Raw genomic sequence first — 24,556 nt, 5'->3', positions numbered from 1 at the left:
TCCCTTCCACGGGACGAGAGTTTTGCGTCGATAGGTGGCCCCATGACCGCTCAAGCTGGGATTGATGCGCGCGGCGCCGGCGAAGGCCGAGGCGACATGCTCGATCTCTCCGCCCTCTGGGCCGCGATCAAGCGCCGCAAGTTCTGGATCATCGCGCCGACGCTCGCCGCCCTCGGCCTGTCCTTCGTCGCGGTGAACGTCGTGACGCCGCGCTATACCGGCGAAGCCAAGCTGCTGCTGGAAAGCCGCGGCGGCTTCTATACGCTGCCGGGGCAGGCTGCGGCCGATAGCGGCCAGTTCGATTCAGAAGCGGTGCTGAGCCAGGTCCAGATCATCATGTCCCGCGACCTGGCGCGCGAGGCGGTGAAGCGGATCGGGCTCGTCGGCAATGCCGAATTCGATTCCGGCGTCGGAGCGTTGAGCGCGGTGCGCAAGCTCGCCGTCATGATCGGGCTCGGGGGGCATCCGGCCGACCGCTCCCCCGAGGAACGCGTTCTCGAGAAATACTACGACCGGCTGCTGGTCTTCCCCGTCGCCCGTTCGCGCATCGTCTCCATCGAATTCACGTCGAGCGATGCCGCGCTCGCCGCGAAGGCGGCCAACACCATTGCCGAGACCTATCTGGAATTCCAGGAGCAGGCGAAGCAGGAGAATGCCCGCAGCGCCTCGAACTGGCTCTCGACCACGATCGAGCCCTTGCGCAAGCGCGTCGCCGAGGCCGAGGCCAGGGTCGAGGACTTCCGCTCTAAGAACGGCCTCTTCGCCGGCCCCAATAACACCACGATCACCTCCCAGCAGCTCACCGACCTGTCGGCGCAGCTCTCCAGCGCTCGCAGCCAGCAGGCCGAGTCGCAGGCCAAGGCGGGGTTGATCCGCGATGCCATCAAGCAGGGCCGCACCTTTGAGATCCCCGACGTCGCCAATAATGACCTCGTCCGCCGGCTGATCGAGCAGCGCGTCAACCTGCGCGCCCAGATCGCGGCGGAATCGCGCAGCCTGCTGCCGGAGCATCCGCGGATCAAGGAGCTCAACGCCCAGCTTCTCGACCTCGAAGGCCAGCTTCGCGCCGCTGCCGAGCGCACCGTGCGCACGCTCGAGAACGAGGCCAAGATCGCCGGCCAGCGCGTCGAGAGCTTCCAGGCCGCGCTCGACGGGCAGAAGAAGAACGTCTCCAGCGCCAATGACAGCGAAGTGCAGCTGCGCGCGCTGGAGCGCGAGGCCCGCACGCTGCGTGAGCAGCTCGAGCAGTACATGCAGCGCTATCGCGAGGCGGTCGCGCGCGACACCATGAATGCCGCGCCGGCCGATGCCCGCATCATTTCGCGGGCGGTCGAGCCGACCGAGCCCTCCTTCCCGAAGAAGATCCCGGTCGTGCTGGTTGCGACGCTTGCGACCTTCCTGATCGCGCTGGCGACGATCGTGACCCGCGAATTGCTCAACGGCCAGGGGCGCCCCCTGCCGGACGCCCCGCGCGGGCCGCGCTGGGTTTCCGCTGCCTCGTCCGAGGACGAGGATGAGGAGGCGCCCGGCCCGATGCCCGGCGCACCGCGCCATGCGCGCGTCGCCGGCCTGCTGACCCATGCCGGGAAGCTCGGCCAGATCCGGCTCGACCTGGACCAGCCCGAGCTGACGCTGGCCGAGATCGCCGAGCGGACCCGCGAGCCGTCGCGCGGCATGGCGCCGTTGGCGCTGGTCCTGGATGGCGCCGGCGACGAGGCTGCAAGGCCGCGGGACCTCGCCGAATTGCTGGCGCAGCGCTGCCGCTGTGTGCTCGTCGACCTGTCCACCGACCCCGCGGGCGGGGAGGCCGGCTTCTCGGAGCTTCTCGCCGGCGAGGCGCTGTTCTCCGACATCATCATGCGCGCGTCGGGTTCGCGGCTGCACCGTATCGGGGCCGGCCGCGCCGGTCGCGCCGCGGTGCTGGCGGCTCCCGATCTCGTCGATGTCGCGCTCGATGCGCTTTGCGAGACCTATGACTGGGTGCTGGTCGCGACCGCCTCGAACGACGACGGCGCGGTGCTGGCGCCGATCGCCCGCCGCGCGCAGGCCGGGCTCGTGATGAGCGGGCAAGTCGGCAACGGCCACGCACTGGAAACGGCCTATCGCCTGAGCGAACTGACCGAGGCGCCGGTCACGTTGATCCTCGATGCCGAGGGCGGCGTGCCGATGCCCCCGGTGTCGCGCACGGAGGCGCCGGTCGACGCCTGAGCCGCCGGAGCCGGGCGCGGCCCTACTCGTCCTCTGTGCGTTTGCGCCGCAGCCAGCCCGATGCCCGGTGGGCGAGCTTCAGCGCAGCCGGCGAACGTTTGATCAGCCGCTTCAACTCGCGCTTCGTCCGGGCGATCCGCGCGAAGAGTCGGCCCTTGAAGGTCAGTGGCAGGAAGCTGTCGACGAGATCGTCATGGTCGTCGCAGAAGGTGGTCTTGTAGCGGGCTTCGCCGACTCCGAGATCGAAGACCGCCACGCCCTCCCGGGCTTTCAGGCGGATCAATTCGGCCAGCAGCAATTCGCCCGGACTGGTCTTGACGGTTTCGCTCGCCATGTCGAACGAGGTCGCCATGCCCGAGAAGCGCTCGCCCTGGGTCGCGCCGACATAGGTCGCCACCGGCCGACCTTCGAGATCGAGGGCATAGAGCTCGATCGCAGGGCGCTCGGAACGGCGATCCATCGCCGCCTGTTCCAGGAAAGCGCGCATCGCCGGCTCGGCGAAGGGGTCAGGCACGCCCATGAAGCGGAAGCGCTCCGCCTTCTGCTCCAGGAACGCGTCGATGATCCGTGCGGCTTCGCCGGGCGTTGTTGCCCGCGTCAGCACCGACGGCCCGAAATCCTTGAAGCGGCTGTGCTTGTTCTTGAGCTTCTTGCGCGCGTGGCTGCTCATCGAGCGCCTGAGCGTCGCATCGCCGTCGCCGGCGATCAGGGCGAGCTTGTAGGCGCGGCTCGGACTCGGGCCGGCGGCGAGCTGCGCGGCGGGGTTGCCGACGCCTTGCCAGGTGATCGGCTGGTTGACGAAGGCGAGCGCATCGAGTCCGCCGATGGCATTGCCGATCTCCGTCAACATCTGCGTCGTCAGGGCGGTGTCGAGCTGCGCGGCGAAACCCGGAGCGTAGAGCCCCATATGGTAGTTGGCGTGCTTTCCGCCGATGAACTCGGCAAAGCGGAAGCCGCTGCGGCCGGTGATCGTCAGCGGCAGCAAGGCGCAGAGTTTGCCGCCGGCATCGCGCACCAGCGCGTAGCGCAAGGCCATGCCGTGGGCTGCGCCGATCGTCTCGACGAAGGGCCTGATCCAGTCATAGCTCTGATAGGGCGTCACCAGCGCGGTCGCCTCGAACGCACGCCAGGTGTCGGCGAGCGCCGCGATATCGGTCTCGATCGCGATCGAGGCCCAGGGGCGTCGCGCGGTCCGGGCGGCGGTGGCCGCGTCTGAGTTGGCCGATGTCGAAGCGGCGATGGCGGGCATGTGTCCTTCGCCCATACGAGCAGAGCAGATGAGCGTCCTTAACCCGTCATTGTGAACGGATCGGCCACAATCCCTTGGTCCCGCCGCGCCATCGCGCGATAGCGTTAGCGGGTGGTTGCAAGGGGACGGTTGCATTTGGCGGCGATGAACGGGCGTCACAGGGCCATCGCGGCCGCATTCAGGGTGATGACGGCGACCGGCGCCGACCGCTGGAGCCGCGGCTTTGCGCAAGGCGCGGGCGTGATCCTGACCCTGCACCATGTCCGGGCGGCGGAGCGGCGCGGCTTTGCGCCGAACGCGCTGCTCGACATCACCCCGGACTTCCTCGATCGCGCGCTGCGCCTGATCCGGGCCGAGGGCTACGATATCGTCTCGTTGCAGGAGGCCCTGGCGCGCCTGCGCAATCCCAGGCCCGGCCGCTTCTTCGTCGCGCTGACCTTCGACGATGGCTACCGCGACAATGTCGAAGAGGCCTGGCCCGTTCTCGCGAAGCACGAGGCGCCCTGGACCCTGTTCGTGACGCCCGGCTTCGCCGATCGCACGGCGCGGCTCTGGTGGGTCGAGCTGGAGGAGGTGATCCGGGCTCTTCCGCACATCAATCTCGCGCTGCCGGATGGCCGTTTCACGGCTCGGACCGAAACCGATGCCGAGAAGGACCGCGCCTTCGCCAAGCTCTACTGGCGTCTACGCCGCGGCCCGGAAGCGATTCTGCTCTCAGCGATTTCCACCTTGGCGGCCGAGGCCGGCATCGACCCGGCCGCCATTGTCGAGCGAGAATGCCTGCCCTGGGAGACGCTGCGGGCTCTCTCAGGCGCGCCGGGCGTGACCATCGGCGCCCATACCCTGACGCATCCGATGCTGGCGAAGCACGATGCGGATGTCGCGCGCCATGAGATTGTCGAGAGCAAACAGCGTCTGGAGACGGAGCTGGGCATGCCGGTCCGCCATTTCGCCTATCCGGTCGGCGATTCCGGCTCGGCCGGGCCGCGCGATTTCGCGCTGGCGGCAGAGGCGGGCTTCGAGAGCGCCGTCACGACGCGGCCGGGCCATCTCTTTCCCGAGCACGCCGGCCATCTCCACGCCCTGCCGCGCGTCTCGCTCAACGGCCTCCATCAGAACGAGGCGGCGCTGCGGGCGCTGCTGTCGGGTTTGCCGTTCTGGTTGCGAAGTAGGGCGCGCAGGCTGGATGTCGGTTAGGGTTTTGCCCTCGGCTTGTCATTCCGGGGCTTCGCGGAGCGAAGAACCCGGAACCCACGACCGGGTGAGACATCTTGTGTTCAGTGGCCGGCGGCTCGCCCGGTCGTGGGTTCCGGGTTCGCGCCTAAAGGCACGCCCCGGAATGACACGCGTGGTTCTTCCGCCGGGATCGGCGAAACGCCTCAAGCCTCGTCCTTGCGCTCCATCCACTTGATCAGCGGCAGCAGCGGCAGCACCCAGGCAAGGCCGAGCGCGATATAAGCGATGGTCTGCACCGGCTTCGACGCCTCGGTGATCCGCCCCTGCGCCAGCGCCATCGCGACGAGCGCGTAGACGCAGACGAAGACGAGGATCAGCACGGTCCCGACCAGCTTGCGGTTGCGTTGTTTCATCGGGCTCTCCACCGCGCGGACTGGGCTGCTGCGGCAATGCGGGCGTTGTCGCGCCGGAGCGACGGGTCTATGTCACCGGCGAGCGCGCTTGTGAAGCGATGCGCGCCGAAAGATCCCCGCCTGCGACCGAAAGCCCGCCCGTGACCCTCGCCCTCGACCAGACACGCGCCGACGCCAAGGCCGATCATGCCGGCATCCGCCGCTGGCTCTGGATCGTGGCCGGGCTCGTCTTCCTGATGGTTGTGGTCGGCGGCGCGACGCGGCTGACCGGCTCCGGCCTCTCGATCACCGAATGGAAGCCCATCACCGGAGCGATGCCGCCGCTCTCCGCCGAAGCCTGGGCCGAGGAGTTCGGCAAATACCGCGCGAGCCCGCAATACCAACTTCTCAACGAAGGCATGAGCCTGGGCCAGTTCCAGTTCATCTACTGGTGGGAATGGGGCCATCGGCAACTCGGCCGTTTCATCGGGCTGATCTATCTCGCCGGCTTCCTCGTCGTTGCCTCGCGCCGTCTGCTGCCGGCCCGGCAGGCCGCGACGCTGTTCGGCATGGGGCTGCTGCTCGGCCTGCAAGGCGCGATCGGCTGGATCATGGTCGCCTCGGGCCTCCAGCCCGGCATGATCGCCGTCGCACCGGTGAAGCTGACGCTGCATCTCACCTTCGCCGGCCTGTTCTTCGCTTCGGTCGTGGCTTTCGCGACGGCGCTGACCCCGCTGCGCCGGGTCGAACCGGCGCGGGGCAGGGCGACCGCCTGGCTGCTGCTGCTCCTGCTGTTCGTGCAGGTCGCGCTCGGCGGGCTGGTCGCCGGCTCGAAGGCCGGCTTCACCTTCAACACCTGGCCACTGATGGACGGCGTGCTGGTGCCCCCTAGCTCGCAGCTCTTCGCCCAGACACCGTTCTGGGAGAACTTCGTCGACAATGTCGCATTGGTGCAGTTCAACCACCGCCTTGGCGCTTATGTCCTTCTCGCTGTCGCCTTGTGGAACGTGCTGCGGCTGCGCCGCGCGGCGCCGGGATCGGGCGGCGCCAAACGCGCGACCGCGATCGCCGGGCTGGTTCTGGCGCAATCGGCGCTCGGCATCGTGACGCTGCTGCTGGTCGTGCCGCTCTGGGCCGGGCTTAGCCATCAGGCGCTCGGCTTCGCCGTGCTGGCGATGGGCGTGGTGCATGTCACCCGCACCGAGCAGGCGGCAAGGGGATAAGCAGCCCGCTTGTCATTCCGGGGCTTCGCGCAGCGAAGAGCCCGGAACCCACGACTGGGTCGTGGCGTGTCCGCTACTGTTTGCAGGGCTCACCCGGTCGTGGGTTCCGGGTTCACGCCTGCGGCGTGCCCCGGAATGACAATCGGAGTTCTCCCAAACAAAAGAGGCGCCGTTTCCGGCGCCTCCATGGTCATGAGATTCTCGGGGCAAGCCCGAGAATGAGGCATGAGCTTATGCCAGCGCCTGATCCAGATCCGCGATCAGATCCTCGACATCTTCGAGCCCGATCGAGAGGCGCACGACCTGCGGCCCGGCACCGGATGCGATCTTCTGCTCGTCGGTGAGCTGGCGATGGGTGGTCGAGGCTGGGTGGATCACCAGAGAGCGGGTGTCACCGATATTGGCGAGATGCGAGAACAGCTTGAGGTTCGAGACCAGCTTGACGCCGGCGTCGTAGCCGCCCTTGAGGCCGAAGGTGAAGACCGCGCCGGCGCCCTTCGGCGTGTAGCGCTTGGCAAGTTCCTCGTACTTGTCGCCGGCCAGGCCGGGGTAGCTCACCCACTCGACGGCCGGATGCTTCTGGAGATGCTCGGCGACTTTCTGCGTGCTCTCGCAATGACGCTGCATGCGCAGCGGCAGGGTCTCGATGCCGGTCAGCAGCATGAAGGCGTTGAAGGGCGAGAGCGCGGGGCCGAGATCGCGCAGGCCGAGCACGCGGGTCGCGATGGCGAAGGCGAAATTGCCGAAGGTCTCGCCCAGCACCATGCCGTTATATTCCGGCCGCGGCTTGGAGAGCATCGGGTAGCGGTCGTCGCCGACCCAGTTGAACGAGCCGCCATCGACGATCAGGCCGCCGATCGAGTTGCCGTGGCCGCCGAGGAACTTCGTCGCCGAATGCACGACGATGTCGGCACCGTGCTCGAACGGGCGCAGCAGATAGGGCGAGGCCATCGTGTTGTCGACGATGAGCGGGATGTTGTGCTTCTTGGCGATGGCGCTGATCGCAGCGATGTCGACGATGACCCCGCCGGGATTGGCGATCGACTCGATGAAGATCGCCTTGGTCTTCGGCGTCACGGCGGCGGCGAAGCCCTCGACATCGTCCGGATCGGCCCAGATCACGTTCCAGCCGAAGCTCTTGTAGGAATGGTTGAACTGGTTGATCGAGCCGCCATAGAGCTTGCGCGCCGCGACGAACTCGTCGCCCGGCTGCAGCAGCGCATGGAAGCAGAGGAACTCGGCCGCGTGGCCGGACGCGACGGCGAGCGCCGCCGTGCCGCCCTCCAGTGCTGCGACGCGCTCTTCCAGCACCGCGTTCGTCGGGTTGCCGATGCGGGTATAGATATTGCCGAAGGCCTGCAGGCCGAACAGCGAGGCGGCATGGTCGACATCGTCGAAGACGAAGGACGTCGTCTGGTAGATCGGCGTGGCGCGTGCGCCCGTCGCGGCGTCAGGGGCTGCCCCGGCGTGGATGGCGAGTGTGTGGAAACCCGGTGCACGGTCGGTCATGGCTGCTCCCTGACAATCTGACGTCGAAAACGGATCGTTCGATTTAACGAACGGTTGTCGAAGCGTCAATTCGGGGCGGCAGGCCGCGTCAGGTTCCCGGCCGGTTGATCGTCAGCTTCTGGAAGCCCTTGCCGGCGAGCACCGGCTTCTTGGCCGAGAGGATGCGCGAATTGATGCCCTGCCAGCCGATCTCGCCGGAGAGGCGGCCGTATTCGATCTTCGGGCAGCGGTTCATGATGACGGTGACGCCCTTCGCCTCGGCCCGTGCCGCCGCTTCGTCGTTGCGCACCGAGAGCTGCATCCAGATCACCTTGGGCAGGGGATCGAGCGCCAGCGCCTCGTCGGTGATCGGGCCGGCCGCTTCCGAATTGCGGAAGATCTCGACCATGTCGACCGGGCCGGGGATATCCTTGAGCGTGGCATAGACCGTCTTGCCGAGGATCGTCTGGCCGGCGAGGCCGGGATTGACCGGAATGACGTCATAACCCCGGTCGATCAGGTATTTCGTTACGATCCAGCTCGGCCGCGCCTCGTTGGCGGAAGCGCCGACCAGCGCGATCCGCTTCACGGATTTCAGGATGTCGCGGATCAGGCTGTCGGGATAGGCGTCGTGGGTCATGAAGCTGAGCCTCAGCGGCGGGGAAGGCGCAGGGCCGATATAGGATGCAGCGACCGCGCCGTCATCCCGGGTCTCCCCGTGGTTGCCGGGGGCGGGGAGGGTGGTCCTACCCCTTCCACACCGGCGCGCGCTTTTCCACGAAGGCGCCGATGCCTTCCTCGGCGTCCCGTGCCAGCATGTTCTCGACCATCACGGCCGAGGCGTGGTCATAAGCCGCCTTGAGCCCCATCTCGCGCTGCTCGTAGAAGGCGCGCTTGCCGATCTTGACCGTTGCGGGAGACTTCGAAGCGATGATCGCCGCGAGCCGCTGCGCTTCCGCCAGAGCGTCGCCGGCCGGCACGACACGATTGACGAGGCCCATCCGCAGGGCCTCATCGGCCGGCACCATCTCGCCCAGCAGCAGCATCTCCAGCGCATGTTTGGCCGATAGGTTGCGCGAAAGCGCGACCATCGGCGTCGAGCAGAACAGCCCGATATGGACGCCCGGCGTGCAGAAGCGGGCGCCTTCGCCGGCGATCGCGAGGTCGCAGCTCGCGACGAGCTGGCAGCCGGCGGCGGTGGCTGTGCCCTCGACAGCCACGATCACCGGCTGGGGCAGGGCCGTGATCTGCTGCATCATGGCGGAACAGCGCCCGAGGATATCCGCGAAATAGGCGCGGCCCCGGTCGGGATCGGCGCGATGGGCGGTCATCTCCTTGAGGTCGTGCCCGGCGCTGAACACCGGCCCGACCGCCGTGAGGATCACGGCCTTGACCGCGCGATCGGCCGCGATCGCGGTGAAGGTCTCGCTCAACGCCGCCAGCATCGCCTCGCTCAGCGGGTTGCGTGCCTGCGGGCGGTTCAGCGTCAGCGTTGTGATCCCCTTGGCGTCCTCGCGCAGCAGGACGGGCGCGGCCTCCGGCTTGTGATGGGCGTTCATCGTGCTTCCCTTCCGCATTTCCGCCTATTGTCGGAGCCGGCCGGCCATGCTGCAAGGGGATAAGCCCCGTTCCAGCCTGTGGTTTTCCGCATGACGACCCGCATGAGCGCCTCCGAGATCGATGCCTATCTCGACGAGGTCTTTCCCCAGCTCCACCATGGCGGGCGCACCTATTTCATCGAGGATGTCGGGCCGATGACGGCCCGGATGCGCTGCGACTACCACGAGAAGCACCTGCGCCCCGGCGGCACGATCTCGGGCCCGACCATGATGGCGCTGGCCGATCTCGCGCTCTATGCGGCGATCCTCGCCCAGATCGGCCCGGTCGGCCTCGCGGTGACGACGAGCCTGAATTTCAACTTCCTGCGCAAGCCCGGCCAGGCGGCGCTGATCGGCGAGGCCAAGCTGCTCAAGCTCGGCAAGCGGCTCGCGGTCGGCGAGGTCTGCCTCTATTCGCAAGGTGAACCGGAGATGGTCTGTCACGCGACGGGGACCTATTCGATTCCCGTCTGTCCGAAAGCACAAAGAATGTCGGTAAGAAATAATGTAAGCCCTTGATTTCACTCGATGTCAAAAACGGCGCGTACAGTAAGTTTGTTGGTAGCGGGCGCCGTAGTTTGTCGATGCCGCAATTCAGGCTCCTAGCGGTTCGGCCGCTAGGCTGGTGGGCCTACCAATGATCATTCGGGCACGATGGGCAGTATTATCCGGCGCCATCGTCAGTGGCGCAGCCCAGCTTGAGCTCCAGACAGCTTGAGGAGTCGGCGCAAGCTGGATTCGATCTCGGGAATAGCGCGCGAATGATGAAGGGATGCGCCGGATCGTCCGGAAGCGGCGGCAAGATCTTTTTGCCTGGGAAGGTAGCTGCTTCGGTCGGACCGTGCCGCTGAGGGCGGTCCAGCTGTCGATTGTTAGACGAACAACGTCGCCGGCTATTGCGACCGGACAATTCCTTAGACAGGGCGCGGCGTGAGGGGCTTGGCCAGAAAAGGCGCAACTGCCTGGCGCGTCTGTGATTATCGAGGTGTGATTTTCCGCAGGATGGATCGGTATGTGCGACTTTCCCGGGGACAAATCAGCCCGAGCGGGTTCGCCGTCTTTCGATCAAACTCACTGGCGTTGTCTGGTCGAGAGGTTTGCCTGTTGCCGGGTAGATCGCAGCCACATCGATCCTTCGATACAGTGTCACTCTCGCTGTTGTCTGGTCGCACATGGGTGTGACTCCTGCATGAGCGAGCTGCCTCCTGAGGACGAGATGGTGCTCGTTGAGGACTGCGCAGGCTTCAAATAACGTGATGTATGTGGATCGGAACCTGTCGACTTCGGCCAGTGGGATGATCTGGAGAGTGGCGCGATTGGATGGGGGACGCTGCTTAACTGTCGTAAGCAAGCCGGCATCGACGACTGCGTTCAGCGCCCGTGGATTAATTCGCAAGGATTTGTAGGCTTGATTCATAGTCAAACCGGCGAGTTCTGGACCTCGGACGAACCGGCGGATCTCATCAAGATCGACGAGGATGGCGTCGTATCCGGTCCCATTGGTTAGCTTGCCGACCCAGGACAACTTGCCGGCCAGCAGCAGATCGACGATCTCTGTGGAATTGCAGCATGCGCGCTTGGCAGCGTGCATGATTTGGTAAGCACCCTCCGGGGCCATCAACACGTCCTGCGCGCGCTCCGAAAGCAGCGCGACAAATTGATCCAAATCCTCGCGGGCGTAGGAGGGAAATCCGGCCTCGAAGCGGGCGCTCGCAATGATCGACCTGATATAGCCGCCTTGGATCAGCAACTTCGTTTGAACGACGTTGGTGCCAAGGTATGCCGGCAGCTGCGTAAATGTCAGCGCTGACTGCTCTCGTCTCAGCAGTTCCGCTGCAGCTTCGGCGTCGAAGACAATCTCGCCTCCCGCCCGATTGAGCGTATTGCTCGGAATAAGACCCGAGAACCTCAGCATCCTTCGGAGGCGAGTATATCCAATGGCCTACGAGACCTTCGAGGATGTGGCTGCCGACCTTCCACGCTTCATCGATCACGTCTACAACGCCAGCCGACTGCACTCCGCGCTCGGCTATCTCAGCCCGCAGCAGTTCGAGGATCAACACGCCCGGCTCACGGTCAAATCCGCAGCCTGATCCTGTCTACCCGCAGGGGCGCACTCCATTCGAGGGGCAACTTTGCGAGCCGTTTGACACACTGTCCGGGTTGGACAGACGCTTCCGACAAACTTTGCTTTCCGCCGCCGACACACTACCCGCCCCAACCGACAAACTTTGTGCTTTCCCACACCGTCGCGCGGTGAGCGGTGCGGCAGGGCGCGGGTCGCGGCGGCGGAATAATATGCGGTATCCTGATACCGTTTTTCTCAGCTTATTGAAAAATAGGCGTTTTCTGCTTTTTGGCGTCAATTGTAACGCTTGACAGTCGGCCTGCTTGCCCCTATCCCGACGCCACACCGCCGTCGGGCTCTCCGGCGGCTTGTCCTTTTTTACGCAACCGAAGGGGTACCGCGATGAAGACCACCGTCTCGCTCAAGCCCGCCGATGTCGAAAAGAAGTGGGTTGTGATCGACGCCTCCGGGCTCGTCGTCGGCCGTCTCGCCTCCGTTGTGGCGATGCGTCTGCGCGGCAAGCACAAGGTCGCCTACACCCCGCATGTCGACTGCGGCGACAATGTCATCGTGATCAACGCCGAGAAGGTTTCCTTCACCGGCCGCAAGCGCGAGCAGAAGAACTACTACCACCACACGGGTTTCCCGGGTGGCATCAAGGAGCGTTCGGCCAAGTTCATCTTGGAAGGCCGCTTCCCTGAGCGCGTCGTCGAGAAGGCCGTCGAGCGCATGCTGCCGCGCGGCCCGCTCTTCCGCCAGATCCTCGGCAACCTGCGCGTCTACAAGGGCGCGGAGCATCCGCACGCTGCCCAGTCGCCGGAGGCGCTCGACGTCGCCGCGCTCAACAGCAAGAACAAGAGGGTCTGACCGTGGCTGAAGTTCTGCAGTCTCTCTCCCAGCTCGGCGACGTCGCCAAGCCCGCTCAGCCGGAAGCTCCGGTCCACGTCAAGAAGGTCGATGCGCAGGGCCGCGCCTATGCCACCGGCAAGCGCAAGAACGCCATCGCCCGGGTCTGGATCAAGCCGGGCTCCGGCAAGGTCACCGTCAACGGCCGCGACCAGGAGATCTACTTCGCTCGCCCGGTGCTGCGTCTCGTGCTGGCGCAGCCGCTCCAGCTCGTCGATCGCATGACCCAGTACGACGTCATCGTCTCGGTCAAGGGCGGCGGTCTCTCCGGCCAGGCCGGCGCGGTGCGCCACGGCATCTCCAAGGCGCTGACCTTCTACGAGCCGGAGCTTCGCGGCCCGCTCAAGAAGGAAGGCTTCCTGACCCGCGACTCGCGTGTCGTCGAGCGTAAGAAGTTCGGTAAGGCCAAGGCCCGCCGCAGCTTCCAGTTCTCGAAGCGCTGATCGTTTCCGGGATTACCGGTATGCGGAAGGGCGGCTCGCAAGAGCCACCCTTTTCGTATTGGCTGGCATTCTCGCGCCCGATCAGCAGGAGCCTGCCATGACCCGCCCCGTTCTTCTCGTCACCGGCGGCAGCCGCGGCATCGGCGCTGCGACCTGCATCATGGCGGCCGGGCGCGGCTACGATGTCGCGGTGAACTACCGGAGCAATGCCGGTGCGGCCGCCAAGATCGTCGCGGCCTGCGAGGCGGCGGGTGCGAAGGCCGTGGCGTTTCAAGGCGACATGGCGAGCGCGACGGATATCGTCCGCGTCTTCGCCGAGGCGAGGGCGGCGCTGGGGCCGCTGACCCATGTCGTCAACAATGCCGGCATCACCGGCAAGTCAGGGCCGCTCGTCGACGCCGATACGGCGGTCATCCGTGAATGCATCGACGTCAACGTCACCGGCGCGATCCTCGTCGCTCGCGAGGCGGCCCGGGCGCTCATCGCCAACGAAGCTGCGGAGGGCAGGGCGATCGTCAACATCTCCTCCGTCGCGGCGGAACTGGGCTCACCCGGCGAGTACGTCTGGTACGCGGCCTCGAAGGGCGCAGTCGATTCCCTCACCATCGGTCTTGCCAAGGAGCTGGCGGCGCACGGCATCCGCGTGAACGCGGTGGCGCCGGGCATCACCGAGACCGAGATCCACGCGCTCTCGACCGGCGAGGCCGGCCGCGTCGCCCGGATCGCGCCGCTGATTCCGCTGAAGCGCGCCGCGACTGCCGACGAGATCGCCGAGGCGGTGCTGTTCCTGCTGTCTGGCGCGTCGAGCTACACGACTGGAATCATCCTGAAGGTCGGTGGCGGGAGGTAGCGTTCAACCTTCCTGCTCCAATCGTCTTGCTCCAACCGCGCCGTCATCCTGAACAAGCCGCGATAGCGGCGCCGATCCGGGATCCATGCCGGAGCGCTCGAGATAGAGGTTCCGGCATGGATCCCGGGTCTCACTTCGGTCGCCCGGGATGACGGCGCGGGTGAGAAACGACATATAGTGCTTGCAAGCGACACTCTGCCCGGAACCCCATGCGCGTCCTTCTCGTCCTGATCGCCTTCGTCCTGATCGCCGTGCCGGCCTTGCTGATGCTGGCGCGCGAGGAACTCCCGCGCGGGCAACGCATCGGCCGGGCGCTGGTCGTCTTCCTCGCTCCGGCCATCGCGCTCGGCCTGATCCATGGCGTGCCGGCGCTTGATGGGCGCGCGCTCAACAACCCCAACGCCTGGACGATGCTGCGCCTCGTCCTGACGGCGCTCGCGCTGATCCTGCCGTGGTGCATCTATGTCTGGTTCAACGCGCGCCGCTGACTGAGACGATCATGACCGAAGCCTCCGACAAGCCACCGATCGACCACGCCTTCACCGGCGACAGGCGCGGCGGCGCCGCTGATCCGACCTATGCCGGCGCGCTCTCCTTCATGCGCCGCCGCTACGGCAAGGATGTCGCGGGGTCTGATCTCGTCATCTGGGGCGTGCCCTTCGATCTCTCCGTCACCAACCGACCGGGCACCCGCTTCGGCCCGCAGGCGATCCGCCGCGCCAGCGCGATTTTCGACGGCGATCCGCAATACCCTTCGGGCATCGATCCTTTCGCCCGACTCTTGGCCATGGATTATGGCGATTGTGCCTTGCCGCGCGGTGATCTCGGAGCTTGCGCCCGCGCCATCGAAACGGAAGCCGCCGGCATCCTCGCTTCGGGCGCCCATCTCGTCACGCTCGGTGGTGACCATTTCATCACCCTGCCGCTGCTGCGCGCTCATGTCGCCCGCCACGGCAAGCTGGCGCTGATCCAGTTCGACGCCCATCAGGACACCTGGGACGACGGTCCGGGCGGGATCGGCCATGGCAGCTTCGTGCTGGAGGCGGTGCGCGAGGGGCTGATCGATGTCGAGCGTTCGGTTCAGGTCGGCATCCGCACCGTTGCGCCGCGTGATTGCGGCATCGCCGTCATCGATGCCTATGAGGCGCAGGAACTCGGCGTCGCCGGTACGGCGCGGCGCATTCGCGAGCGGGTCGGGGAGGGCGCGGCCTATCTCACCTTCGATATCGACGCGCTCGATCCCGCCTTCGCGCCCGGCACCGGCACGCCGGTCTCGGGCGGTTTCACCGCGGACCAGGCATTGCGCATCCTCTGGGCGATCCGCGATCTCGATATCCGTGGCATGGACGTGGTCGAGGTCTCGCCGCCCTATGACCATGCCGACATCACGGCGGTCGCCGCCTCGAGCATCGCCCAGCATCACATCCAGGCATTGGCACTGAAGAAGGCCGGTTGAATCGGTTCGCGAGGAAAAGCAGGGAAGCGCTTCCCGCGATTCAGCTTTCGGGCCTGCGGCGCGTGTCGACTTTGCGAGGAGCGAGGCGAAGCAATGATCAGGTGGGGCGCAAGGCGTGATTGACACCTCGTCCAAGCACGAACATATACGGGATCATGATGACGAGCTTCATCCGACGTCGCCCCTGCCTGGCCGCCACGGCGCGCCCGCGATGACGCTCGGCTGCTGACCGAACGCCCGCGACCGCGCCAGAAGCGCGGTTTTTTTATGCCTGAAGCCCATCCATTGCTGTGTCTGCCCAGCCACCGGGGGTCCCGATGAGCCAGAACCTGAAAACCATCTTCATCGACGGCGAAGCCGGCACGACCGGTCTCGGTATCCGCGAGCGTCTGGCGGTGGTGCCGGAGGTCGCGGTCAAGAGCATCGATCCCGACAAGCGCAAGGACCCCGCCGCCCGCAAGGACATGATGGCGAGCGTCGATCTCGTCGTGCTCTGCCTGCCGGACGACGCCGCGAAGGAATCGGTCGCGCTCGCCGATCAGCTCGGCGCCGGCGCGCCCAAGATCGTCGATGCCGCGACCGCCCATCGCGTTGCCCCGGGCTGGGTCTATGGCTTCGCCGAGCTCGAGCCCGGCCATGCCGCGAAGATCGCCAAGGCCGACCGTGTCGCCAATCCCGGTTGCTATCCCACCGGCGCCATCGCGCTGCTGCGTCCGCTCGTCGATGCCGGGCTGATGGCGCCGGACCATGCGGTCACCGTCAACGCCGTCTCCGGCTATTCGGGCGGCGGCAAGTCGATGATCGAGGATTTCGAGACCGGCGTCGCACCCGCCTTCGAGCTTTACGGCCTCGGCCTGCGTCATAAGCACCTGCCCGAGTTGCAGGCTTATGCCCGCCTGACCCGGCGGCCGATCTTCGTGCCTTCCGTCGGCAATTTCCGGCAGGGCATGCTGGTTTCCGTGCCGTTGCATCTGGACATGCTGCCAGGGCGGCCGGGCGTGGCCGATCTCCACCATGCGCTGGCCGAGCGCTATGCCGGCTCGACCTATGTCCGCGTCGTCACGCAGGACGGCTTGGGTGGCAAGATCGAGCCGGAAGCGCTGAACGACACCAACAAACTGGAGCTCATGGTGTTCGGGCAGGACGATCTCGGCCAGGCGGTGCTGGTCGCGCGGCTCGACAATCTCGGCAAGGGCGCATCCGGCGCCGCGGTGCAGAACATCCGCCTGATGCTTGGATTGCCGGAGGGCTGAGCCGCTTTCCGCCTGCTATCGCGCTGCGACATCAACCACGACCTGTCTTTTGACGAGACATCTTCGCGTCATGCGGGATAGGTTGGTTGTACCGCGAGAGGTGCGACGTGACGGGCAGCGAGTTCGAGAATGCATTGATCGACGGCATCTACGAGGCCGCGATCGTGCCTGAGAGTTGGCCTGCCGTGCTGCGTGACACGGCCCGGATCGCCAGTTGTCGCGAGGCATTGCTGGGGACCGTGCTCGACGACGAGGCGCGCCTTCTCGGCTCTTCGCCGGAGTTCACCGAGGGTTATGAAGAGGTGCTGCGCCGCATCCCGTTCGCCGTCAACGAACGGGCACAGCGCCTGCTCGCGCATGGCCGGCTCGGTTTCATCACCGATGACGATGTCTTCAGTCCCGACGAGATCGCGCATGAGCCGGTCTATCAGGATATCCTGATCCCGGCCGGGTACGGGTCCGGGGTCGCCACGGTGATTGCCGCGCCGACCGGCGACACCACGATCGTCCATTGCGAGCGCTCGTTTGCGGAGGGCACCGTCGATGAGCGGGCCATTGCAGCTCTTGACCGCCTGAGGCCGCATTTCGCCCGGGCCGGACTGCTCGGTCGCCGTCTGGCGATGGAGCGCGCGCGCGCGGCGTCGCAGGCGCTCGAACTGATGGGATTGCCGGCTGCGGTTCTCGGCCTGCGCGGCCATGTGCTCGAGGCCAACGCCCTGTTCCAGGACCTGATCCCTGATGTGTTCCACGATCGCACGGCCCGTCTCGCTCTTGCCTACACCCCGGCAGACGACATGCTGGCGACAGCGATCGCGGGCTTCTCGCGGACGGACCTGCCCCAGCCGGTCCGGTCCGTCCCGATCCCGTCCTGGCGCGGCGCCGACCCGATGGTCGTGCATGTTGCGCCGGTGCGCGGCCGGGCGCGCGACATCTTCTCTTTTGCCGGCGCTATCATCGTCGCGACGCCGGTCGTCGCGGGAGCGGGGCCGGATGCCGGCCTGATCGCCGGCTTGTTCGATCTCACCCCGGCCGAGGCGCGGCTGGCCGCGGTCATCGCCGGCGGCCATCCGCCGCGGGAGGCCGCGTTGCGTCTCGGCGTGACAGAGGCGACGGCGCGCACGACCCTGAAGCGTATCCTCGCCAAGACCGGCACGCGCCGGCAGGCCGATCTGGTCGGCCTGCTGAAGAGCGCCGGGCCGCGCTGAAGCCGCTAGGGGCGGAGCGGGCAGCCCGTCCGCAATCATGGCGAAGTCGGCGATTCGGCCGGCGGCTCGACGGCTTCTGCGTCGGCGGCCGGAAATGTGACGTAAGGGAAGCCCCCATTTGGGGGATGGCAGATTCTTTCGATGAGGCCATGGTGGTGGTCCTCAAAAAGGCCGCAAGGCCACAGGCGAGTATCGGCTTGCACTGCCGAAGCCAGGTCAAGCAGCTTCGGCAGTGCCTTTTCGTTCTGCCCTGCATGGCCCTCATGCGTCCGTTTCGCGGCCGGCCGAGGTGCTGAACCAGCCCGGCATCATATCGTCAAAATGAAAAGGGGCGCCGGAGCGCCCCTTTCGGATCAGCCCTTGTAGGGCACGAAATTCTGCTTCTGCTCGCCGAGGCCCTCGATCCCGAGGGTGACGACCTCGCCGCCCTTCAGGAAGCGCGGCGGCTTGAAGCCGAGGCCGACGCCCGGAGGCGTGCCGGTGGTGATGACGTCGCCCGGATCGAGGCGCATGAACTGGCTGATATAGTGGACCAGATAGGCGGCGCCGAAGATCATCGTCTTGGTCGAGCCGTTCTGCACGCGCTCGCCGTCGACCTCGAGCCACATGCCGAGATTCTGGATGTCCTTGATCTCGTCGGTGGTGACGAGCCACGGGCCGAGCGGCCCGAAGGTCGGGCAACCCTTGCCCTTGGCCCACTGGCCGCCGCGCTCCTGCTGGAAGGCGCGCTCGGAGACGTCGTTGCAGACGCAGAAGCCGGCGATCGCCGCCATGGCGTCCTTCTCCTCGATATAGGAGCCGCCGTCGCCGATCACGATGGCGAGCTCGACTTCCCAGTCGGTCTTCTGCGAGCCCTTCGGGATGATCACGTCGTCATTGGGACCCACGATGCAGTTCGGAGCCTTGTTGAACAGGATCGGTTCCTTCGGGATCTCGGCGCCGGTCTCGGCCGCGTGATCGGCGAAGTTCAGGCCGACCGCGATGAAGTTGCGCACGTCCGCGACGCAGGCGCCGATACGCGGAGAGCCCGAGACGAGCGGCAGGGATTCCGGCGCAACTGCCTTGATCTTGGCGAGCGAGGCCGAGGTCAGCGCCTTGCCGGCGAGGTCGGGAATGACGCCGGACAGGTCGCGCAACCCGCCCTTGGCATCGAGAAGGGCCGGCTTCTCCTGGCCGGGTGCGCCGTAGCGGAGCAGTTTCAAGGTGTTTCCCCCGTTTTCAAACGATCTAAATGGGTGAGGGGATTCTGATCGGATGCCGACCGGAAACACAAGCCCGTCATCGCGCATGGGACATCCGCATGGAGCAGGCGGCCGGATTGTTGCGCGAATGCAACGGGGCTTCCCAAAGCGACGGTTGACCCAGGGTGAGTCTAGGGGATTGAGGCGAGCCGGAAATGGGCAAAAACCGGTAATAGTTCTTATATAAACTATATCTTTCTGAACAATCGGGCTGGCGCATCGTCGGAAATCGTCAGTTTTGGTCTGTTTTCGGCAGAGTTGGTCCCAAATGAGGAGGCGGTACGGCGATTCCACGGCGCCGGAGGTAGGATTGCGGCGGGAAACGGCTCGGGTCATGCTCCGAATCAAGCGAGGTGTCCGACCTCGAAAAATCTAGATCGGGATGGATTCGATGAAGGGCCTTGTTCGTACCGCCGCAGCCGCCTCGGTCTCGCTTGCCGCTCTCCTCGCGGCTGGAGCGGCCTCGGCCAGTTCATTCGCCATCCGCAGCGGCCAGGGCGCCGAAGGCCTCGGCATGGCCTTTGCCGGCGCGGCTTCGGGCGGAATCGGTATGAGCGCGATGGCCTGGAACCCGGCGACCATCACCATGTTTCCCGGCCGCCACAGCAACTGGAACTACACCTATCTCAACGCCAATGGCGACTATCAGCCGACGTCGCCCTCGCGGGTCGGCGGCCCGGACGCGCCGGCGCCGCTGAACCCGATCCAGTTCGGCACCGGCAACATTGGCGGCGATGGCGCCGTCATCCCGGCTTCGGCCAGCGCCTGGCAACTGACTGACCGGCTCTGGGTCGGCATGACCACCGGCGCGCCCTATGGCCTGCGTTCCAAGCCGGACAACCAGGTTCACGCCGCCCAGATTTACGGGCGTTCGGCCAAGCTCGTGACCGTCAACGTCTCGCCGACGGTCGGCTACAAGGTCAACGATTGGCTCTCGGTCGGCGCCGCTCTGCAGATCCAGTATCTGAGCGCCAAGCTGAAGCAGGCCGGTGGCCTCGCGCCCACGGCCTCCCCGGTCATTCTCGAGGGCGACACGATCGATTTCGGCTATCGCCTCGGCGCGACGTTCACCCCGTTCGAGGGAACCAATATCGGCGTGGCCTATCGTTCTTCGATCCGCCAGACGCTCCAAGGGTCGCTGGCCACGCCCACGCCCGTCCTCGCCCGCTTCCCGGTCAAGGCCAACCTGAACCTGCCCGACTCGGTCGTCGTCGGCGTTTCGCAGGTGATCAACGATCAATGGCAGGCTCATCTCGGCGTCGAGTGGACGAACTGGAGCCGCTTCCGCAACATCCCGATCGTCAACGAGCTCAACGGCCGCCCGCAGACCAGCCTGAATTTCCAGTATGACGACGCCTGGTTCTTCAGCGGCGGCGTCGAGTACAAGTACAGCAAGGACCTGACGCTGCGCGCCGGCATCGGCTACGAGATGTCCGCGGTCAACGACCGCAACCGCACCATCTACATCTCGGATAACGATCGTCTCTGGCTCAGCGCCGGCGCGAGCTATCAGGTCACCGACCGGATCAAGCTGGATGTCGGCTACACCTATATCGACGTGAAGAAGGCGTCGGTGAACTACAATCCGGCTCACCCGCAATGGAACCGCGGCGCGCCGGTCTATTACACCGCTGAGGCCAAGCCCTACATTCACATCGCCTCGGTCGGCATCACCTATAATTGGGACGACCCGAAGCAGACGCTCCCGGCTCGCCCGGTTGTCCGCAAGAACTGAGCGGTACCGCCTCACGACAAAAGCCGGCCTTCGGGCCGGCTTTTTTGTCGGTGCGACTATGGTCGGTCCGCGGCGTGTTCTGCTGGGCGGGGAACGAGGCGGGGCCTACTCGGGATGCCGGGCGTTCCACGCCGCGGCATAGTTCGAGCACATGCGATAGATGGCATCCCGATTTGTGAAGCCTGCCGGGTTCGACCGGGACGGCAGGGCCGTTTGAACCGGCCGTCGTCACCGGCCTTGCATTGAGCGTCTGTGTCTGGCGGGGCGAATAGCGGGACATACTCACGGGGAGGGCTCGTCGAGCCGCCCCGGCGCGAAGGCGTCGATGGTCGCCACAAGGGCGAGCACGACCGGACGAAAGCCTAGGCCTTCACCTTCACATAAGTGCCGGGCGCGTCGGCGAGCGCCTTGAGCTTGCCGCCTCCCGGCTCGCGGGCGGCGACCTTCTTCGGCGCCTGGGCCTCCAGCCAGCCGAACCAGTGCGGCCACCACGAGCCCGGATGCTCGTCCGCCTTGGCCAGCCAGTCGGCATAGCGGCCCTTGGCCGGTCCGCCTGTCCAGTACTGGTACTTCACCTTGGCCGGCGGATTGACGACACCGGCGATATGGCCGGAGCCGGCGACGACATGCTCGACCGGCCCGCCGAAGCACTGCGAGCCGTTGAAGACCGACTGGGCCGGCGCGATATGGTCCTCCCGCGTCGCGAGATTGTAGATCGGCATCGTCACCTGCTTGAGGTCGAGGGTCTTGCCGCCGATCCGCATCTCGCCCTTGGAGAGCTTGTTGTCGAGATAGCAGTTGCGCAGATAGAAGGAGTGGTTCGCCGCCGGCATCCGGGTCGAATCCGCATTCCAGTAGAGCAGGTCGAAGGGCGTCGGCGCCTTGCCCTTCAGGTAGTTGTTGACCGCGTAGGACCAGATCAGGTCGTTCGGCCTGAGCATGTTGAAGGCGCCCGCCATCCGCGCACCGTCGAGATAGCCGGTCCGGGCCATCTGCTCCTCTATCGCGCGGATCTGCTCCTCGTCGACGAAGACCGAGAGCTCGCCGGCCTGCGCGAAATCGACCTGCGTCGTGAAGAAGGTTGCGCTCTCGATGCGTTTGTCGCGCACCGCCGCCATATAGGCCAGCGTCACGCCGAGCAGCGTGCCGCCGACGCAGTAGCCGATCGCCGAGACCTTCTTTTCCCCGGTCGCCTCCTCGATCGTGTCGAGCGCGGCGAAGATGCCTTCGCGCATATAGCTCTCGAAATCCTTGGCGGCGTGGCGCGCATCCGGATTGACCCAGGAAATGCAGAAGACGGTCAGCCCCTGCGCCACGCACCAGCGGATGAAGCTCTTCTCCGGGTTGAGATCGAGGATGTAGAACTTGTTGATCCAGGGCGGCACGATCAGCAGCGGCCGCTTCAGCACCTGCGGCGTCGAGGGCGCGTACTGGATCAGCTCGATGATCTCGTTGCGGAAGATGACCTTGCCCGGTGTCGTCGCGATATTGACGCCGACCTCGAAGGAACTTGCGTCGGACTGGCGAATCTTGAGTTCGCCGCCTCCGGCCTCGACATCCTCGGCATACATCTTCATGCCGCGCACGAGGTTCTCGCCGTTCTGCTGCATGGTCTCGCGCAGCAACTCGGGATTGGTGGCGACGAAATTGGTGGGCGAGAGGGCCCCGGCGATCTGCTTGATGTAGAAGCGGGCCTTCTCGCGCGTATGCGGGTCGAGGTCGTCGGCCTTGTCGACCATCGTCTCGGCCCAGCGCGAGCCGATCAGATAAGCCTGCTTGATGAAGTCGAAGGTGGGGTGGTTCGTCCAGTCCGGGTCCTTGAAGCGGCCGTCGCGCTTGTCCGGCTCGGCGACGGGCGCGACCTCCTCGCCGCTGGCGCGCTTCAGCGCCGTGCTCCACAGGTTCATGAAGTCGCCGGTGAGGGAGGCCTGAGCCTCGATGATCTTCGAGGGATCGTTGACCCAGCGCTCGGCGACACGGCCCAGCGTCTTGACCATGTCGCTGGCCTCGTCGGCCTGGCCGGTCTTGGCCTCGCCGCGCTCGATCGGCTTCAGGTAGGCGGCGGTGACCTTGCCGTATTCCTCGACTAGACGGCCCATATTCTGCGCGAACTGGTCGAAGTCGGGAGCGGCCTCGGCCGGACCGGTGGTGTCCTTCGCCCTGTCGCTCTTTCCGCTCATATGTCGCCCTTTCCCCCTGTCGTCGTAGGATAGCGCATCGCGCTCCATTTTGGTCCTATTAAGGACGCAGCCGCTGTGCTTTACCAAGTGAAATCGACAACCTCTGGATGCCCCGATGCCGACTGAAATCTCCGCGAAAAAGCCGCTCCTGATTCCGGTGGCGCTGGTCGTGGTCGGCGTGGCGCTCGCCGGCTGCGGCAGCGACGAGGGATTCAAGGGCGTCGCCGAGGCTGCAGGCCTGGCGACCACCCCGCAGGAATCCAAGGCTTTCGTCCGGGAAGCCCGGCCGAACGACCTCGAATACGTCCCCGTCGGGTCGAGCGTGACGCGCGCGGCCCCGCGCAAGCCGGTCGAGGACTACAAGAAGATCGAGGCCGCTCTCGAAGCCAAGCAGAAGGCCAATGCGGCCGCCGGGGACACCGCCAAAGCGCTCGGCGCGACGCCGCCGCCGGAGCCGGCGAAGCTTCCCCGGAACTGAGAGCAAGGCCGCTTCAGGCACGCCAGCGCGGCTGCAAGCCGATAGGTCTACGCTACGAATCGCAAAATATTGCGTCATCGGCTCTGTCATGACGAAAGATGCGATGCTAAGCACCCTTAACGCAAGGATGTAATCCCGGCGCAATCATGACACCGCCCGTCGGCGGCCGAGGACCTGTTCGAGATGACCGATTTCCACCGTATCAAGCGCTTGCCGCCCTACGTTTTCGAACAGGTCAACAAGATCAAGGCCGCCGAGCGCGCCAAGGGCGTCGACATCATCGACCTCGGCATGGGCAATCCCGACCTGCCGGCGCCGAAGCACGTCATCGAAAAGCTGGTCGAGACCGCCGGCAAGCCGCGCACCGACCGCTATTCGGCCTCGAAGGGCATCGGCGGCCTGCGCCGCGCCCAGGCGAACTATTACGAGCGCCGTTTCGGCGTGAAGCTGAACCCCGACACGCAGGTTGTCGCGACGCTGGGCTCGAAGGAAGGCTTCGCCAATATGGCGCAGGCCATCACCGGACCGGGCGATGTCGTGCTGGTGCCGAATCCGAGCTACCCGATCCACGCCTTCGGCTTCCTGATGGCGGGCGGGGTGATTCGCTCCGTCCCGGCCGAGCCGACGCCGGCGATGTTCCCGGCGCTGGAGCGTGCGATGATGCATTCGGTGCCCAAGCCGATCGCGCTCGTCACCTGCTACCCGGCGAACCCGACGGCTTATGTCGCCTCGCTCGACTTTTACCGGGACCTCGTCGCCTTCGCGAGGAAGCATGAACTGATCCTGCTCTCCGACCTCGCCTATGCCGAGGTCTATTTCGACGAGAACAACCCGCCGCCCTCGATGCTGCAGGTGCCGGGCGCGATCGATGTCGCGGTCGAGTTCACCTCGATGTCGAAGACCTTCTCGATGGCCGGCTGGCGGATGGGCTTCGCCGTCGGCAACGAGCGCTTGCTCGCGGCGCTGGCGCGGGTGAAGTCCTATCTCGACTACGGCGCCTATACGCCGATCCAGGTCGCGGCGGCCGCCGCGCTCAACGGGCCCGACGACTGCATCCGCGAGATGCGCGATATCTACCGCAAGCGCCGCGACGCGCTGGTCGAGAGCTTCGGCAAGGCCGGCTGGGAGTTCCCGGCGCCGGAAGCCTCGATGTTCGCGTGGGTGCCGATCCCCGAGAAGTTCCGCCATCTCGGATCGCTGGAATTCTCGAAGCTGCTGATCGAAAAGGCCGAGGTCGCGGTCGCACCGGGCATCGGCTTCGGCGAGCATGGCGATGACTTCGTCCGCATCGCCATCGTCGAGAACGAGCAGCGCATCCGCCAGGCCGCGCGCAACATCGGCCGCTTCCTCAAGGGCGCCGACACGACGCTGCACAACGTCATCCAGATGCCGAAGGCGGGGTAGGGC

The 24,556-nt window shown here is 66.0% G+C and carries 23 protein-coding genes; 15 read left to right on the top strand and 8 right to left on the bottom strand.

Going from position 1 to position 24,556, the window contains the following annotated elements; genetic code table 11:
- The first annotated feature begins 42 nt into the window (after window positions 1–42).
- A complete protein-coding gene (locus AC6RIC_RS17305) occupies window positions 43–2,208 on the top strand; it encodes a GumC family protein (RefSeq protein WP_499733248.1) in 2,166 nt (721 codons plus the stop codon).
- Between the two features lie 22 nt (window positions 2,209–2,230).
- Here the strand turns inward: AC6RIC_RS17305 and AC6RIC_RS17300 are convergent, their stop codons facing one another.
- Window positions 2,231–3,457, bottom strand: coding sequence for a GNAT family N-acetyltransferase (locus AC6RIC_RS17300; protein WP_499733247.1), 1,227 nt, complete (start codon window positions 3,455–3,457; stop codon window positions 2,231–2,233).
- 135 nt (window positions 3,458–3,592) lie between these two features.
- On the opposite strand from AC6RIC_RS17300, the gene AC6RIC_RS17295 reads away from it, so the two are divergent.
- Window positions 3,593–4,654 carry a polysaccharide deacetylase family protein gene (locus AC6RIC_RS17295; RefSeq protein ID WP_499733246.1) on the top strand — a complete coding sequence of 354 codons (1,062 nt, stop codon included), beginning with the start codon at window positions 3,593–3,595 and terminating at the stop codon, window positions 4,652–4,654.
- 182 nt (window positions 4,655–4,836) lie between these two features.
- On the opposite strand, the gene AC6RIC_RS17290 is transcribed toward AC6RIC_RS17295, so the two are convergent.
- Window positions 4,837–5,046, bottom strand: a complete 210-nt coding sequence (locus AC6RIC_RS17290) for a DUF2842 domain-containing protein (protein WP_454657411.1) — start codon at window positions 5,044–5,046, stop codon at window positions 4,837–4,839.
- A gap of 98 nt (window positions 5,047–5,144) precedes the next feature.
- On the opposite strand from AC6RIC_RS17290, the gene AC6RIC_RS17285 reads away from it, so the two are divergent.
- A complete protein-coding gene (locus AC6RIC_RS17285; RefSeq protein WP_499733245.1) occupies window positions 5,145–6,248 on the top strand; it encodes a COX15/CtaA family protein in 1,104 nt (367 codons plus the stop codon).
- Window positions 6,249–6,479: 231 nt separating this feature from the next.
- Here AC6RIC_RS17285 and AC6RIC_RS17280 read toward each other — a convergent pair whose 3' ends face one another.
- The 3 genes from AC6RIC_RS17280 to AC6RIC_RS17270 form a co-directional block, all read right to left on the bottom strand.
- Entirely contained in the window at window positions 6,480–7,757 is a 1,278-nt protein-coding gene (locus AC6RIC_RS17280; RefSeq protein ID WP_499733244.1) for an O-acetylhomoserine aminocarboxypropyltransferase, read from the bottom strand.
- Window positions 7,758–7,845: 88 nt separating this feature from the next.
- Complete coding sequence (locus tag AC6RIC_RS17275) at window positions 7,846–8,376, bottom strand: CoA-binding protein (RefSeq protein WP_499733243.1); 531 nt, start codon at window positions 8,374–8,376, stop codon at window positions 7,846–7,848.
- Window positions 8,377–8,482: 106 nt separating this feature from the next.
- Entirely contained in the window at window positions 8,483–9,295 is an 813-nt protein-coding gene (locus AC6RIC_RS17270) for an enoyl-CoA hydratase (protein WP_499733242.1), read from the bottom strand.
- Window positions 9,296–9,397: 102 nt separating this feature from the next.
- Here AC6RIC_RS17270 and AC6RIC_RS17265 point away from each other — a divergent pair, with 102 nt between their 5' ends.
- Entirely contained in the window at window positions 9,398–9,853 is a 456-nt protein-coding gene (locus AC6RIC_RS17265; protein ID WP_499733241.1) for a PaaI family thioesterase, read from the top strand.
- A gap of 517 nt (window positions 9,854–10,370) precedes the next feature.
- Here the strand turns inward: AC6RIC_RS17265 and AC6RIC_RS17260 are convergent.
- Entirely contained in the window at window positions 10,371–11,249 is an 879-nt protein-coding gene (locus AC6RIC_RS17260) for a hypothetical protein (protein WP_499733240.1), read from the bottom strand.
- A gap of 22 nt (window positions 11,250–11,271) precedes the next feature.
- Between AC6RIC_RS17260 and AC6RIC_RS17255 the strand changes: the two genes are divergently transcribed.
- The 8 genes from AC6RIC_RS17255 to AC6RIC_RS17220 all read left to right on the top strand — a co-directional run bounded on the left by AC6RIC_RS17255 (window position 11,272) and on the right by AC6RIC_RS17220 (window position 17,515).
- Window positions 11,272–11,427, top strand: a complete 156-nt coding sequence (locus tag AC6RIC_RS17255; protein WP_499733239.1) for an IS3 family transposase — start codon at window positions 11,272–11,274, stop codon at window positions 11,425–11,427.
- Between the two features lie 377 nt (window positions 11,428–11,804).
- The gene (gene rplM / locus AC6RIC_RS17250; RefSeq protein ID WP_499733238.1) at window positions 11,805–12,269 is read left to right on the top strand and encodes a 50S ribosomal protein L13; all 465 of its coding nucleotides are present in this window, start codon (window positions 11,805–11,807) and stop codon (window positions 12,267–12,269) included.
- 2 nt (window positions 12,270–12,271) lie between these two features.
- Window positions 12,272–12,751, top strand: a complete 480-nt coding sequence (rpsI, locus tag AC6RIC_RS17245; protein ID WP_293812769.1) for a 30S ribosomal protein S9 — start codon at window positions 12,272–12,274, stop codon at window positions 12,749–12,751.
- 97 nt (window positions 12,752–12,848) lie between these two features.
- Complete coding sequence (locus AC6RIC_RS17240; RefSeq protein WP_454657405.1) at window positions 12,849–13,601, top strand: SDR family oxidoreductase; 753 nt, start codon at window positions 12,849–12,851, stop codon at window positions 13,599–13,601.
- Window positions 13,602–13,810: 209 nt separating this feature from the next.
- Window positions 13,811–14,089, top strand: coding sequence for a hypothetical protein (locus tag AC6RIC_RS17235; RefSeq protein ID WP_499733237.1), 279 nt, complete (start codon window positions 13,811–13,813; stop codon window positions 14,087–14,089).
- 11 nt (window positions 14,090–14,100) lie between these two features.
- On the top strand, window positions 14,101–15,057 hold the full coding sequence (gene speB / locus AC6RIC_RS17230; protein ID WP_499733236.1) for an agmatinase: 957 nt from the start codon (window positions 14,101–14,103) through the stop codon (window positions 15,055–15,057).
- A gap of 317 nt (window positions 15,058–15,374) precedes the next feature.
- Window positions 15,375–16,310 carry an N-acetyl-gamma-glutamyl-phosphate reductase gene (gene argC / locus AC6RIC_RS17225; protein ID WP_499733235.1) on the top strand — a complete coding sequence of 312 codons (936 nt, stop codon included), beginning with the start codon at window positions 15,375–15,377 and terminating at the stop codon, window positions 16,308–16,310.
- A 107-nt stretch (window positions 16,311–16,417) separates the two neighbouring features.
- Window positions 16,418–17,515, top strand: coding sequence for a helix-turn-helix transcriptional regulator (locus tag AC6RIC_RS17220; RefSeq protein ID WP_499733234.1), 1,098 nt, complete (start codon window positions 16,418–16,420; stop codon window positions 17,513–17,515).
- A 353-nt stretch (window positions 17,516–17,868) separates the two neighbouring features.
- Here AC6RIC_RS17220 and AC6RIC_RS17215 read toward each other — a convergent pair whose 3' ends face one another.
- Window positions 17,869–18,717 (bottom strand): fumarylacetoacetate hydrolase family protein, encoded by an 849-nt coding sequence (locus AC6RIC_RS17215; protein ID WP_499733233.1) that lies wholly within the window; start codon window positions 18,715–18,717, stop codon window positions 17,869–17,871.
- 430 nt (window positions 18,718–19,147) lie between these two features.
- On the opposite strand from AC6RIC_RS17215, the gene AC6RIC_RS17210 reads away from it, so the two are divergent.
- Window positions 19,148–20,491, top strand: a complete 1,344-nt coding sequence (locus tag AC6RIC_RS17210) for an OmpP1/FadL family transporter (RefSeq protein WP_499733232.1) — start codon at window positions 19,148–19,150, stop codon at window positions 20,489–20,491.
- Between the two features lie 362 nt (window positions 20,492–20,853).
- Here AC6RIC_RS17210 and phaC read toward each other — a convergent pair whose 3' ends face one another.
- Entirely contained in the window at window positions 20,854–22,671 is a 1,818-nt protein-coding gene (phaC, locus tag AC6RIC_RS17205; RefSeq protein WP_499733231.1) for a class I poly(R)-hydroxyalkanoic acid synthase, read from the bottom strand.
- A gap of 115 nt (window positions 22,672–22,786) precedes the next feature.
- On the opposite strand from phaC, the gene AC6RIC_RS17200 reads away from it, so the two are divergent.
- Window positions 22,787–23,149, top strand: a complete 363-nt coding sequence (locus AC6RIC_RS17200) for a hypothetical protein (RefSeq protein WP_454657397.1) — start codon at window positions 22,787–22,789, stop codon at window positions 23,147–23,149.
- Window positions 23,150–23,332: 183 nt separating this feature from the next.
- Window positions 23,333–24,553: an LL-diaminopimelate aminotransferase gene (locus AC6RIC_RS17195; RefSeq protein ID WP_499733230.1), complete on the top strand. Its 1,221-nt coding sequence runs from the start codon at window positions 23,333–23,335 to the stop codon at window positions 24,551–24,553.
- Window positions 24,554–24,556: the final 3 nt, after the last annotated feature.

Source organism: Allobosea sp. TBD101, assembly GCF_059817965.1.
Note: the sequence above shows the minus strand (reverse complement) of the source record. Positions and strands in the feature narration are given on the sequence as shown.